This window comes from Microbacterium keratanolyticum (genome assembly GCF_016907255.1).
Classification (GTDB): Bacteria; Actinomycetota; Actinomycetes; order Actinomycetales; family Microbacteriaceae; genus Microbacterium; species Microbacterium keratanolyticum.
Map to the genome: position 1 here is coordinate 907,066 of NZ_JAFBBQ010000001.1, position 13,090 is coordinate 920,155.

At 67.9% G+C, this 13,090-nt stretch carries 14 protein-coding genes; 9 read left to right on the forward strand and 5 right to left on the reverse strand.

The features are described from left to right. Positions 1 to 2: 2 nt before the first annotated feature. The 4 genes from JOD62_RS04345 to JOD62_RS04360 all read right to left on the reverse strand — a co-directional run bounded on the left by JOD62_RS04345 (position 3) and on the right by JOD62_RS04360 (position 3,871). Entirely contained in the window at positions 3 to 758 is a 756-nt protein-coding gene (locus tag JOD62_RS04345; protein ID WP_204938103.1) for an iron ABC transporter ATP-binding protein, read from the reverse strand. Continuing rightward, entirely contained in the window at positions 755 to 1,801 is a 1,047-nt protein-coding gene (locus tag JOD62_RS04350) for an iron chelate uptake ABC transporter family permease subunit (RefSeq protein ID WP_307818833.1), read from the reverse strand. Before JOD62_RS04350 ends, JOD62_RS04345 begins: the two co-directional genes overlap by 4 nt. Before the next feature lies 1 nt (position 1,802). Beyond that, positions 1,803 to 2,798, reverse strand: a complete 996-nt coding sequence (locus tag JOD62_RS04355; RefSeq protein ID WP_204938105.1) for an ABC transporter permease — start codon at positions 2,796 to 2,798, stop codon at positions 1,803 to 1,805. A 68-nt stretch (positions 2,799 to 2,866) separates the two neighbouring features. Continuing rightward, the gene (locus tag JOD62_RS04360; protein ID WP_204938106.1) at positions 2,867 to 3,871 is read right to left on the reverse strand and encodes a siderophore ABC transporter substrate-binding protein; all 1,005 of its coding nucleotides are present in this window, start codon (positions 3,869 to 3,871) and stop codon (positions 2,867 to 2,869) included. A gap of 98 nt (positions 3,872 to 3,969) precedes the next feature. Between JOD62_RS04360 and JOD62_RS04365 the strand changes: the two genes are divergently transcribed. Genes JOD62_RS04365 through JOD62_RS04375 form a run of 3 tightly spaced genes read left to right on the forward strand, consistent with a single transcriptional unit; the run spans position 3,970 to position 6,490 of the window. Beyond that, positions 3,970 to 4,737: a siderophore-interacting protein gene (locus JOD62_RS04365; protein ID WP_204938107.1), complete on the forward strand. Its 768-nt coding sequence runs from the start codon at positions 3,970 to 3,972 to the stop codon at positions 4,735 to 4,737. Between the two features lie 3 nt (positions 4,738 to 4,740). Then, on the forward strand, positions 4,741 to 5,574 hold the full coding sequence (locus JOD62_RS04370; protein WP_204938108.1) for an alpha/beta fold hydrolase: 834 nt from the start codon (positions 4,741 to 4,743) through the stop codon (positions 5,572 to 5,574). 13 nt (positions 5,575 to 5,587) lie between these two features. Beyond that, positions 5,588 to 6,490, forward strand: a complete 903-nt coding sequence (locus JOD62_RS04375) for a metallophosphoesterase family protein (protein WP_204938109.1) — start codon at positions 5,588 to 5,590, stop codon at positions 6,488 to 6,490. On the opposite strand, the gene JOD62_RS04380 is transcribed toward JOD62_RS04375, so the two are convergent. Continuing rightward, positions 6,457 to 7,272, reverse strand: a complete 816-nt coding sequence (locus JOD62_RS04380; RefSeq protein WP_204938110.1) for a GntR family transcriptional regulator — start codon at positions 7,270 to 7,272, stop codon at positions 6,457 to 6,459. The genes JOD62_RS04375 and JOD62_RS04380 overlap by 34 nt on opposite strands. 101 nt (positions 7,273 to 7,373) lie before the next feature. Here JOD62_RS04380 and JOD62_RS04385 point away from each other — a divergent pair, with 101 nt between their 5' ends. From JOD62_RS04385 to JOD62_RS04410, 6 genes are read left to right on the forward strand one after another with little or no spacing between them, the layout of a single operon-like run. After that, a complete protein-coding gene (locus JOD62_RS04385; RefSeq protein WP_204938111.1) occupies positions 7,374 to 8,870 on the forward strand; it encodes an ABC transporter substrate-binding protein in 1,497 nt (498 codons plus the stop codon). A gap of 1 nt (position 8,871) precedes the next feature. Then, positions 8,872 to 9,888 carry an ABC transporter permease gene (locus JOD62_RS04390; protein WP_204938112.1) on the forward strand — a complete coding sequence of 339 codons (1,017 nt, stop codon included), beginning with the start codon at positions 8,872 to 8,874 and terminating at the stop codon, positions 9,886 to 9,888. Then, positions 9,885 to 10,766, forward strand: a complete 882-nt coding sequence (locus tag JOD62_RS04395; RefSeq protein ID WP_204938113.1) for an ABC transporter permease — start codon at positions 9,885 to 9,887, stop codon at positions 10,764 to 10,766. Before JOD62_RS04390 ends, JOD62_RS04395 begins: the two co-directional genes overlap by 4 nt. Next, entirely contained in the window at positions 10,763 to 11,569 is an 807-nt protein-coding gene (locus tag JOD62_RS04400; RefSeq protein ID WP_204938114.1) for an ABC transporter ATP-binding protein, read from the forward strand. The genes JOD62_RS04395 and JOD62_RS04400 overlap by 4 nt, the downstream gene beginning before the upstream one ends. After that, positions 11,566 to 12,363: an ABC transporter ATP-binding protein gene (locus JOD62_RS04405; RefSeq protein ID WP_271171443.1), complete on the forward strand. Its 798-nt coding sequence runs from the start codon at positions 11,566 to 11,568 to the stop codon at positions 12,361 to 12,363. Before JOD62_RS04400 ends, JOD62_RS04405 begins: the two co-directional genes overlap by 4 nt. Continuing rightward, entirely contained in the window at positions 12,353 to 13,087 is a 735-nt protein-coding gene (locus JOD62_RS04410; protein WP_204938115.1) for a tyrosine-protein phosphatase, read from the forward strand. The genes JOD62_RS04405 and JOD62_RS04410 overlap by 11 nt, the downstream gene beginning before the upstream one ends. The last annotated feature ends 3 nt before the right edge of the window (positions 13,088 to 13,090 follow it).

Consider the following 13,090-nt stretch of genomic DNA (forward strand, 5'->3'; position numbering starts at 1 on the left):
ACTCAGTAGTAGACGGCGAGCGGCCCCTGCGGCCCTTCGATCACGCGCACCTCTGTGTCGAAGACGCGAGTGAGCACCTCATCCGTCATGATCTGCTCGGCGATGCCGAACTCGACGACATGACCGTCCTTCATCGCACAGATGTGATCCGCATAGTGTGCGGCGAAGTTGATGTCGTGCAGCACGATCACGATCGTGCGCCCCAGCTCTTCTGCGGCACGGCGCAGGTGCTTCATCATCTGCACGGCGTGCTTCATGTCGAGGTTGTTGAGCGGCTCATCCAGCAGCACGACCTCCGTGTCCTGCGCGAGCACCATCGCGACATACGCGCGCTGACGCTGACCGCCGGAGAGCTGATCGAGATAGCGGCCCTCGAGCGGGCCGAGATCGAGGAAGTCAATCGCCCGACTGATGATCTCCTCATCTGCCCGCGTGATGCGCCCCTTCGTGTACGGGAAGCGGCCGAAGCCCACGAGCTGGCGCACGGTGAGCCGGGTGACGAAATGATTCTCCTGACGCAGGATCGAGACGATCTTCGCCAGGTCCTTGGACGACGTCGTCGCGACGTCGTATCCGGCGATCTCGATCGCGCCCTCGTCGAGCCCCATGAGGCGGCCGATCATCGTGAGCAGCGTCGACTTGCCGGCGCCGTTCGGGCCGATCAGCGCGGTGATCCCGTTCTCGGGGATCACGAGATCGACGGGGCCGATCGCCACCTCGCTGCTGTAGTTCTTGCGCACTCCGGCAAGGGTGATCACAGTCGCCCCTTTCTGAGGATGACGATGAGGAACACGAGACCTCCGACGAGTTCGATGATGATCGAGACCGCGCCCTGGGCGTAGAAGATGTTCTTCATCACGAAGTAGGCGCCCGCCAGCACGACGAACCCGGTGAGGATCGCGACGGGGAAGACCCGGCGATGGTCGTGGGTGTCGGCGAACTGGTACGCGAGTGTCGCGACCAGGAAGCCGAGGAACGTCATCGGGCCGACAAGCGACGTCGACGTCGCCATGAGCACGGCGACGAAGAACAGGGTGATGAGCAGTTCGCGTCGGTGATCCACGCCGAGCGAACGCGCAGCATCCGGACCCAATGCCATGACGTTCAACCGCCGCGAGCGCATCCACAGCGCCGCGCCCGCGAGCAGACACAGCGGGATCGCAACCGGGAAGTAGTCGGGGTTCGCGTTGGAGACGTTGCCGAACAGCTTCGCCGTGAGGACGTCGAACTCGCTCGGCGTCAGCAGACGCTGCATGAAAGTCGAGACCGCGCCCAGTCCGCCGCCGATCACGATGCCGACGAGAAGAGTGATCTGCAGGTTGCCGAAGCGTCCCGACAGGAGCCAGCCGTAGAGCGCCATCGCAAGGCCCACCATGATGACGATCTGCACGCTGAACTGGAAGATGCCCTGGATCGCGATGATCCCGGCAATGCCGAACAGGTACATGGTCGTCGTCTGCACCGAGATGTAGAGCGACTCGAAGCCCATGATCGACGGGGTCAGGATGCGGTTGTTCGTGACCGTCTGGAAAGCGACCGTCGCCATCGCCTGGCAGAACGCAACGATCAGCATCACCACGACATTGGTCGCGCGCATCTTCGCGATGAGCCAGAAGCCGTCGGAGCCGACCGGCATCGGGTTGTCCCATGCGAGCAGCCCGAAGGCGAAGCCGACGGCGAGCACGGACAGGATGCTGACGACGATCGTGTAGCGCAGGCGCGCACGTGAGGTCGGAAGAGCCGCCGACGAGCGCTCGCCCGTGGATGCTGTGCGTCCCGTCGTCGCTGCGGGGATCAGGATGTCAGCCACGCGCACGCTGCCGAAGGAGGAGGCCGACGAAGACGACGGCGCCGACGACGCCCAGGATGAGAGACACCGGAACCTCGAACGGGGCGATGATCGTGCGACCGATGAGATCGCACACGGTGACGATCGCGATGCCCGCGAGACAGACCCAGGGCAGGTTGCTGCGCAGATCGTCGCCGCGGATCAGGGAGACGATATTCGGCACGATGAGGCCGAGGAAGGGCAGAGCGCCGACGACCACGGTCACGACGCCGGTCACGATCGCGATGAGAGCGGTTCCGAGCAGGATGACCTTGTTGTAGTCGAGCCCGACGTTCGTCGCGATCTCCTCGCCGAGGCCTGCCACGGTGAAGCGGTCGGCGACGATAAACACGATCACGGCGACGATCGCGACGATCCACAGCATCTCGTACTGTCCGCGCAGGACCGACGTGAAGCTTCCCGCGAACCAGACGCCGAGGTTCTGCAGTGCGTTGGCCTGCAGCGCGAAGAACGTCGAGACCGAGCCGACGACGGCCCCGAGCATGATGCCGACGATCGGGACGATCAGAGAAGAGCGCAACGAGACGCGGCGCAGGAAGAGGAAGAAGACCATCGTGCCGATGAACGCGGCGATGATCGCGCCGATCATGCGCACCACGATGGGGGCCTGCGGCATGAGCACCATGACGGTGAGGAGTCCGAGACCCGCCCATTCGGTCGTGCCTGTCGTGGTGGGCTCGACGAAGCGGTTCTGCGTGAGCAGCTGCATGACGAGGCCTGCCATCGCCATCGCCGCGCCCGCGAGGACGAGAGCGATCGTGCGAGGCACGCGGGTGATCGCGAACATCTCGGAGCCGCCTTCGGCGGAGAGATCGTAGACGCCCGTGAACAGCGAGAGCACGAGCAGCCCCGCCACGACGAGGATGCCGATCAGCAGGGCGGGGTCGAACAGCCGCCCTGCGAAGCGCGGGCGCGCGTCAGGGCGGACGGATTCAGTGCGGGCTGTCATGGCGAGTGGATGTCGACACGCGGATGCTGCGCGGGAGACATCTCTATTGTCTCCCGCGCAGCGAGCGATTACTTCTTCTTCGCCGCCTTCTCGAGGGCGTCAGCGAAGTCGTTGAGGAACGTCGTGTACGTCTGGATGCCCTCGTTGAGGTAGGTCCCGGTCGGCATGTAGACGATGTTGCCACCCTTGACGGCGTCGACACCGGCGAGCGCCTCGGACTTCTCGAGGATCTCGGATGCCTGGACGTAGTTCGGCTCATCTGCGGCGAACACGGCGTCGCGGTCCATCACGAGGATCCACGACGGGTTCGCGGTGGCGATCGCCTCGACCGAGATGTCGTCACCCTGGTGATCCTCCGAGCCCTCGGGGATCTCGAGCGCGGGGGTCAGTCCGAGGATGTCGAAGATCGGCCCGAGGGTGCGACCGGCGCTCGGCGCGACGTAACCCACCTCACCCGCGGAGGTGATGAGCGCCATCACGGTCTCGTCCGAGTTGTAGGCCTTTTTCGCCCGGTCGATCGCCTCTTCGAAGTCGGCGACGAGGGCTGCAGCTTCCTTCTGCTTGCCGAAGACCTCACCCAGAACCGTCACCTGGCGCTTGAGCTCCTCATCGAACGGCTTCCCCTCGCGAGGGTCGAGGTTGAGGACGACGGCCTCGGGTGCGAGGGTTTCGAAGTCGTCCTGGTAGTCCGCGAAGCGCTGACCGTTGATGATCAGCTGCGGCGCAGCGGCGACAACAGCCTCAAGGTTCGGCTCGCGGTGGTTGCCGAGATCGATGATCGAGGAGTCGGTCTTGTAGGAGACATCGTCGCCCATGAGTGCGACCGCGCCCGCGGTCAGCTCGATGCCCCAGTCGGACAGCGTCTGGAACGTACGGTTGTCGGTCGCGACGACCGACGTCAGCGGCAGGTCGATCGTGTGCTTGCCGTTGTTGTCCTCCACCGTGACCGACGTGGCTTTGGGCGTCTCGATGGCTTCGGGCTTCTCTGCGGCGGCCGTCGTGGCACAGCCGGCGAGAGCGAGGACAGAGGCAAGACCGAGGCTGGTGGCCGCAAGCGCGCGGGGCACGGACATGGAGGGACTCCTGTTCTGTGGATGGGGGTGATGCGAGAGCATCGAAGGCTGAGGTTAGGCAACCCTTCCTCGACCTGCATGTAGGTTAGCCTTACTTCATGACTGAAACGAAATCGAGCTTCACAATCGAACGCCACGGGCTCGACCTCCGCTTCCGCCGCACGACGCTGACGTCGCGCGAGCTGCTCGCCCCGAACTTCGTCCGCGTGCGCCTGTCGGGCGATGAGCTCGAAGGCTTCACCTCCCTCGGCGCCGACGACCACATGCGTCTGTTCTTCGCCGAACACGAGGTCGAGACCGTCGAAGAGATGCGCGCGTTCCCGAGCCGCGAGTACACCCCCCTCGCCTGGGGCGAGAACTGGCTCGACGTCGAGTTCGTGGTGCATGGCGACCTCGGCGTGGCAGGCCCCTGGGCCGCATCCGCTCCCCTCGGCTCGATCGTGGGCGTCGGGGGTCCGCGCGGTTCCGCCGTGATCACCGGCCAGCCCGGATCCTGGCTCTTGGTCGGTGACGAGACCGCGATCCCGGCGATCCGCCGCTTCGCCACACAGATCCCCGCCGGCACCCCGGCACGCATCGTGATCGAGACCCGCACCGATGCCGACGAGGTCGCCATCGATGCGCCGGTCGACGTCGAATGGCTTCATCGCGGCGACGCCCTGGAGGGTTCGGCCCTGATCGCCTTCCTCGATGGGCTGGGCGCCGACGAGCGCGTCGGAGAAGATCCCTTCTGCTTCATCGCCGCCGAGCAGGCGATCGTGAAGCCGGGGCGCGCACTGCTGGAGCGCTGGGGCGTCGACATCAGCAAGGCTGTCGTCAAGGGCTACTGGAAGCGCGACGAAGCCGAGTACCACGCACCGCACTGATCGATGCGACCCCTCTCGGATGCGGATCGGCACGATGCGATCCCCGCGCAGGCCACCGGAACAGCCGTGCTGCTTCTGGCGGGTTCGAGCGGACGCGTCGAGCGCGAGCGCGCCGAGATGCTGGCGGATCGGGGCGCCCGCGTCGCCGCGATCCGCTGGTTCGGCGGAGACGGACGACGCCCGACCCCGCATGAGGTGCCGATCGAGCTCTTCATCGCTGAGCTCGACGGACTGCGCGCGGACGCGGATCATGTGGCCATCGTCGGCACCTCCTTCGGCGCGGAGGCCGCTCTCGTCACCGCGACGCTGACAGCAGTCGACGCCGTCGTCGCGATCGCGCCGAGCAGCGTCGTCTGGGGCGGCCTGCGCGATGAGGAGTGGTCCTCGCATTGGACCTTCCATGGCGCCCCGCTTCCGTGGGTGTCCTTCGATCCGTCCTGGTCTCCGAGCACCGACCCGCCCTCCTACCGAGGGCTCTACGAGCAGAGCCTGCGCCTCGCACCCTCCATGACCGCTGCGGCACGGATCCGCGCAGAGGAGATCACCGGAGAGGTCCTCCTCGTCGCCGGTGGCGACGATCAGGTCTGGCCCAGCGAGCGATTCGCGGCGGAGATCGAGCAGGCTCGCATCACCGCCGGGCGCCGCACCACGGTGATCACGCACCCGCATGCCGGTCACCGGCTGCTGCTTCCCGGCGAGGAGCCCGCCGAGGGTGGCATCCGCATGGCCCGCGGCGGACGGGCGGACGCGGATGCCGAGCTCGGGCAGCGGGCGTGGCCGGAGCTCCTCCGCGTTCTGCGATTGCGGGACGATCTCCCGCCGTTCACCTCGGAGTGATACTCCTGCTGACATGACCCGTCTGCGCATCCTGCACCTCACCGACACTCATCTGTATGGCGACACCCGCCGCCACTATGACGTGGTCGACACGCGCTCGCACCTCATCCGGGCTCTCGCGCATGTCGCCCATCTGCGTTTCGACCTCGTGGTGTGCTCCGGGGATGTGAGCGAGGACGGCACCACCGCCTCCTACCGCTGGCTGCGCGAGACGCTTGAGCCGTGGGCGCGCGAGCGCGGAGCGCGCACCGTCTATGCGATGGGCAACCACGACCGTCGCGAGGCCTTCCGCGAGGTGCTCGGCGGCGGCCAGCCTGACGTCGACGAGGCAGTGCTCGCCGGAACCGACCCACAGCGCCCCGTCGCCTCCGCGGCGACCGTCGACGGCTGGCGGACGATCGTGCTCGACAGCTCGATCCCGATGCGCGGCTACGGATCGATCGAGCCCGAGCAGCGCGAGTTCCTGCGCGCACACCTGGCGACGCCCGCCCCGCAGGGCACGGTGCTCGTGATCCATCACCCTCCGATCGACGCGCAGACCGAGCTGCTGCAGGCGCTCGCGCTCGATGAGGCCGATGGTCTCGCTCTCATCGAGGACCTGCGTGGGTCCGACGTCCGCGTGATTCTCAGTGGGCACTATCACCTCCCGTTGGTCGAGACGGTTGCGGGAATCCCTGTCGTCGTCGCCCCCGGCGTGGCCAACATCGCCCGCTCCTTCGACGATCCACGCGAGGAGTCGGCGATCGACGGATACGGCGGCGCGGTCATCGACATCCGCGGTGAGCGCGTGCGCGTCGCCCCGTTCCTCGAGCGGATGAGCGATGATGACGAGGTGTTCCGTTTTCCGGCCGAGATCGTCGCCCGGATCATCGATGCGGCAGGTCAGCCCTCGACGCGCATCGGCTCGGTGTCGTAGCGCAGGACGAACTTCGCCTCATCCCCGCGGAGGCGGCGACGCACGTAGAACACGGGCCGCCCGGTGTCGTCGGCGGACACTCCGTCGCGCACGAGCAGCGCGGTCCCGGTCGGCACACCGAGGGTCTCCGCGTCGTCGAAATCGGCCCCGATCGCGCTGAACGCCCGCCACAGATAGCCGAGCTGCAGCCCGAGCCCGTCGGCGAATGCCCGCACCACGAGAGCATGCTCGGCGACCAGCCCGTCCACGGCCGCCCAGCGCTCATCGAACCAGTAGCTGTTGGCGATCCAACGCCTCCCGTCGCGCACCATGACGGTATCGAGGCGGTGCAGGCGCTCAGCAGGCACGCCGAGATGCGCGGATGCCTCGTCGGCAAGCGGGCCCGTCGCCGCTCCGGATCCCAGGATGAGTTCGTCGACTGTGCGTACGGGCCGCGCGGAGCGATGCAGGGCCTGCTCGTCGAAGGCATCCGCCGTCGCATCCGATTCCTGACGCAGCGATGGAACGCTCGCGACGATCTCGACGAGATCAGGCGGCGACATCACGAAGGTGCCGACTCCGCGACGGATCTCCACGGCGCCGAGGCGCTGCAGTTCGATGACCGCCTGACGCAGTGTCAGCCGTGTCACACCGAAGCGCGCGGCGAGTTCTGCCTCATTGGGCAGCCGCGCCCCCGGCGCGAGCTCGCCGGACTGGATCTGCTCCCACAGTGCGGTCGCAATGCGCCGATACGCGGGCACACCCGCGCCCGTACGGACATGCGCACTTCGCCGATCGTTCACCTGACACTCCTCATTTCGACACTGTCGATCCGTAGACATATAGACGTCTCGATCACAGCCGCGGCGAATCTCACAAGATCCCCGCAACAGAAAGGTATGCCATGCGCAGAACGATTGCGTCCACAGCCCTCATCCTCGGCGGACTTCTGCTCGCCGGCTGCGCCACGGCGCCCGGCACCGGCACCCCCGAATCCGCGACTCCGCAGATCATCGACATTCGTGTGGGACTGGAGCCGACGAGCCTCGACGTGACGACCACGTCAGGAGCGGGACTCGTGCAGGTCATGCGCGGCAATGTCTACGAGGGACTCGTGGGACTCAGCGAGGACCTCGAGATCCTCCCCGCGCTCGCCTCCGACTGGAAGGTCTCGGAGGACGGTCTGACGTACACCTTCACGGTGCGCGAGGGTGTGACGTTCCACGACGGCACACCGATGACGATCGATGACGTCGTGGCGTCGCTGACGGCATCCAGCGCTGAGGGCTCCATGAACCCGGATGCCAAGCGCATGGGCTCGGTCGCCTCGATCGAGGCCACCGACGAGACCACGCTCGTCATCACCCTCTCGCAGCGCGACATCAACTTCCTCGAGTCCTTGACAACCTCTGCCGGCTATGTCGTGCCCGCTGCGTCGTCGGTCGACCTGGCATCCGCCACCAACGGCACGGGCCCGTACACCCTCGACCGGTGGAACCGCGGCTCCACTCTCGCGCTCGAGCCGTTCGACGGCTACTGGGGCGACGCTCCCCTCAACGACGGCGTCGTCTTCCACTACATCGCCGACGAGACCACCGCCGCCACCGCCCTGCAGAGCGGCGAGGTCGACATCCTCGCCGGTGTCACCGCGGAGACCGCCGAGCTGCTGCGCGGCGCCGACGAGTTCCAGGTGATCGAGGGCGACTCCACGAGCTGGATGACCCTCGGGTTCAACCACAGCTTCGCGCCCCTCGCCGACCAGCGCGTCCGTCAGGCGCTGCGCCAGGCCATCGACAAGGAGGAGCTCATCGAGGTCATCGGGGGCCAGGCACTCGAGGTCGGCACGATCACCGTCCCCACCGACGCCTGGCACGTCGACGCCACGGACTCCGCACCCTACGACCCGGCCGCCGCGCGGAAACTCCTCGCCGAGGCGGGGCAGGAGAACCTGAACCTGACGCTCACGGTCTCGAACACCTACGACACGATCATCACCGAGTTCATCGCCGCTGAACTCGCCGAGGTCGGTGTGACCGTCACGATCGACACCGTCGAGTTCGCCACCTGGCTCGAAGACGTCTACACCAACAAGGACTTCGAACTGACGATGGTGCTCCACGTCGATCCTGCGACGATCACCTACTACGGCAACCCCGGCTACTACTGGAGCTACGACAACGCCGAGGCGCAGGCGCTCGTCACCGACGCACGCCAGGCGGCGACTCCCGAGGTGCGCGACGAGAAGCTTCGCGCGGTCGCGGAACTGGTCGCGAAGGATGCCGCGAGCGACTGGCTCTACTCGCCGCAGACCGTCGTGGTCGCAGGCAAGGATCTCACCGGATTCCCGGTCGACCGCATCTCGAACAACTTCCGGGTGAGTGGCATCACCGTCGCCGAGTGACATGACCACGACAGCACCCCCGCCGGTGCGGACGCCCGCCGGACACGGATCCTCCCGTGTCCGGCGGGTCGCCGCCGAACTCCTGAACGAAGCCGTCGTCCTCCTCGCCTCCCTGCTCGCCGCAAGCATCGTGATCTTCGCCCTTCTGGCCGTTCTCCCCGGCGACCAGGCCGCCGTGATGGGCGGGATGGATGCCACACCCGAACAGCTCGAGGCGCTGCGGACGCAACTCGGCCTCGACCGCCCGCTCTGGCTGCGCTACCTCGACTGGATCGGCGGGGTCCTCAGCGGCGATCTCGGCACCTCGGCGCTCGATGGGCGCCCCGTCGCCGCCGAACTCGGCGAGAAGCTCCAGGTCACCATTCCCCTCGGTCTCCTCGCGTTGCTGCTGAGCGTTGTGATCGCCGTTCCCCTCGGCGTGATCGCCGCCGTGTACCGCGAGTCGGCATTCGGCCGATCCGTCGCCGCGCTCAGTCAGCTCTCCGCCGCCGTGCCGACCTTCGTGCTGGGCCTGCTTCTCGTCGTGCTCGTCGCGCTTCCCACGCGCCTCTTTCCGGTGCAGGGCTTCCCTGCCGACCGCTGGGCTGATCCCGGCGAGGCGATGCGCGCGCTCATCCTGCCGGCGACCGCGATCGCGATCGGCCAGGCCGCGGTGCTCGTGCGCTTCGTACGCAGCGCCACGATCGACGTGCTGATGAAGGAGTGGGTGCGCACCGGACTCGCCCAGGGATGGCCACTGCGCGATGTGCTGCTGCGCCAGGGCCTGCGCAATGCCGCCCTTCCTCTCCTCGGTGTTCTGGGGCTGGAGATCGCCGGGATCCTGATGGGATCCGTGATCGTCGAGCAGCTGTTCGCGCTCCCCGGAGTCGGCGGGATGATCCTGGCCGATGTCGGCAACCGCGACATCGTGTCGATCCAGAGCACACTGTTCGTGCTCACCGCACTGGTCATGATCTCGACCGTCACGCTCACCGCGCTCTCGCGCGTGCTCGATCCCCGCATCCGGAGGATTTCATGATCGCTCGCTTCCTCCGACACCCCCTCGGAGTCGCCGGGCTCGTGCTCGTCGGCATCCCGCTGCTGGCAGCTCTCGTCTCCCTCGTCTGGACGCCGTACGATCCGACCGCCTTCGCGCCGGCCGACCGCTGGCTCGCCCCCTCACCGGCACACCTCCTCGGCACAGACGCCGGCGGGCGAGACCTGTTCAGCGTCCTCCTCGTCGGCGCGCAGTCCACGATGCTCGCGACGCTCATCGCGACCCTCATCGCCGTCGTCATCGGACTCCCCCTTGCGATGGCCGCGGCACTCGCCTCCCGCCGACTCGGACTCCTGCTGGAGCGCGGCATCGACATCGCGATCGCCTTCCCGACCCTCGTGCTCGCGATCATCCTGGTGACCTCCTACGGCGCGAGCCTGTGGGTGTCGTCGCTCGCGATCGGCCTCGGCGGCGCGGTGGTGATCGCTCGCACGATGCTGCCCGAACTGCGCGGGGCGATGGCGAGCCCCTACGTCACGCTCGCCACAGCGGGTGGTGTCGGGGTCATCGGCATCCTGTGGCGGCACGTGCTCCCGAACGCGGCGCCCACGCTGTTCATCCGGGCGACGCAGCTGCTCTCCGTCGCCGCCCTTGCCGAGGCCGGCCTCTCCTACCTCGGTTTCGGCACTCCGCCACCCACCCCGTCCTGGGGACGCACGCTGGCCGACCTCCAGTCTCAGGTGCTCGTGCGCCCGGAGGTGCTGATCGCTCCGAGCCTTGCCATCACGACGCTCGTGATCGGATTCGCGCTCCTCGGCGACGCACTCCGCGACGCGCTCGAACCCGACCAGGCACGGCGCCCTTCCCGCTCACAGCCCGTTTCCGCCATTTCCGCGTCAACAGAGAAGGTGCCCGCATGACACTGCTCGACATCCGCAACCTCACGATCCGCATCGACGGACGCACCGTCGTCGACGATGTCTCGCTCACGGTCGCCTCCGGGGAACGCGTGGGCCTCATCGGCGAGTCCGGCTCGGGAAAGTCCCTCACGAGCATGGCGATCCTCGGACTGTGCCCGCCGCGCGGTGAGATCCTCGGCAGCGTGCGGGTCGATGGCACCGAAACCGTCGGTGCGGATGCCGCGACGATCCGCGGGCTGCGTGGCCGGACGGTCGGCTGCATCTTCCAGGAGCCGCAGAGCGCGCTCGACCCGCTTCTGCCGATCCACCGGCACCTCGTCGCCCCGTTGCGCGCACACGGGATGCTCCGCCGGGGGACGGGCCGCGAGACAGCCATCCGCCTCGCGGAGAGCGTCGGCCTGCCCGATGCCGCCCAGCTCGTGCGTCGATACCCGCACGAGCTCTCCGGTGGACAGCGGCAGCGCGTCATGATCGCCATGGCGATGTCGACATCGCCGCGGCTGCTGCTCGCCGACGAGCCCACGACGGCGCTCGATGTGACCGTGCAGGCGCGCGTGCTGCGCCTGATGTCGCATCTTGTCGAGAGCAGCGGCGCAGGCAGCCTGCTCGTGACGCACGACATGGCCGTCGCCGCGTCGCAATGCGATCGGATCGTGGTCATGCAGGCCGGGCGGATCATCGAGGAGGGCACCCCCGACGAGCTCATCCGCGCACCCCGCACGAGCTACACCGCCGAACTGATCGACGCCGCTTATGCCACCAGCTGGCAGCCGAGTCGCCTCCTCGAGGCGGTGCCGGCGTGACGGTCGAGCTGTTCCGTGCCGAGGGCATCGGCATGACGTACCCGGGGATGGCCCGACCGGCGCTGCACGGCGTGGACCTTCGGATCGACGCAGGGCGCCACCTCGGCATCATCGGGGAATCGGGGTCGGGCAAGTCCACGCTGGCTCGCATCCTGCTCGGCCTCCAGCGCCCCACCACCGGCACCGTGATGTACCGCGGAGCGCCCGTACCCGCAGGGCGCGGTCGGGCGGCCCGCGACTTCCGCCGGCGGGTGCAGGTCGTGCTGCAGGATCCCTTCGCATCGCTGAACCCGCGCATGCCGATCGGACGGATCATCGCCGAGCCGGTCCGCGCGCTCCGTCCGGAGTGGGACGCGCACGACCGTGCCACGGAGATGATCGCCGCGGTCGAGCTGCCGGCGAATGTCGCCGACCGCCTTCCTCGCGAGCTCTCCGGCGGACAGCGGCAGCGCGTCGCGATCGCACGCGCTCTCGCGGTGCGTCCTGAGGTCGTGATCGCCGATGAGCCCGTCAGCGCGCTCGATGTGTCGGTGCGCGCACATGTTCTGCGCCTCCTGCGCCGACTGGCGGCACACGAAGACCTCACGATCGTCGTCGTCTCCCATGACCTCGGCATCATCGATGGGCTGTGTGCGGACGCGATCGTCATGACCCAGGGGCGCATCGTCGAGCAGGGACCCGTCATCGACGTGCTCGAGCACCCCCGCCATCCCTACACCCGCGAACTGATTGCGAGCGTGCCGATGCTGCCGCCGCGAGCCCCGAACGATCGAGGAGCACACCATGGCGCCTGACCGACTGATCACTGCCGCCCCCCTGCACAACCTCCGCCCGGTGGGCGGTCTGCCGACCAGGACGGGAGACGTCGTGCGCGACGATCTCATCTGGCGTTCGGCGGCCCCACTCTCGCGCCGCACCCCCGCCAGCGAGGCGGTGGTCGCGCTGGGCGTTCGCGCCGTCGTCGACCTGCGCGACGCCCGCGAACGCGCCTCCACTCCGGGAGCATGGCAGCATCCCGTGCTCCAGGCCCGCCCCATGCCGGTCTTCGAGGATCGACTGCATGAGATCCGTTTCGCCGACCTCTCGGAGCTCTACGCCGTGATGATCGACGAGAGCGGCGCGGCCCTCGCCCGTGCCTTCGCCGCCGTCAGTGAGCACGCCGCCGGCGGCGTGCTCATCCACTGCACGGCCGGGAAAGATCGCACGGGTGTGCTGAGCGCGCTGGTGCTTGACGTGCTCGGCGTCGAGCGAACGCTCGTGCTCGATGACTTCGCGCAGTCACAGCAACGCCTCGGTCCCTCGTACCTGGCCGAGCTGTTCGCCGATGTCGATGCAAGATCGCTTCCGGGGATCGCCGCGCATCGGGCGACGGCCTCGCCTCCGGAGCTTCTGGAAGGCGCCTTCGCGCGCATCGACGGCGAATGGGGAGGAAGCAGCGCCTATCTGCGTGCGCACGGCCTCGATGAGGACGCCATCCCGCGCCTGCGCACTCTCATGGGTGTGCGGGACGAGGCCTGAGGA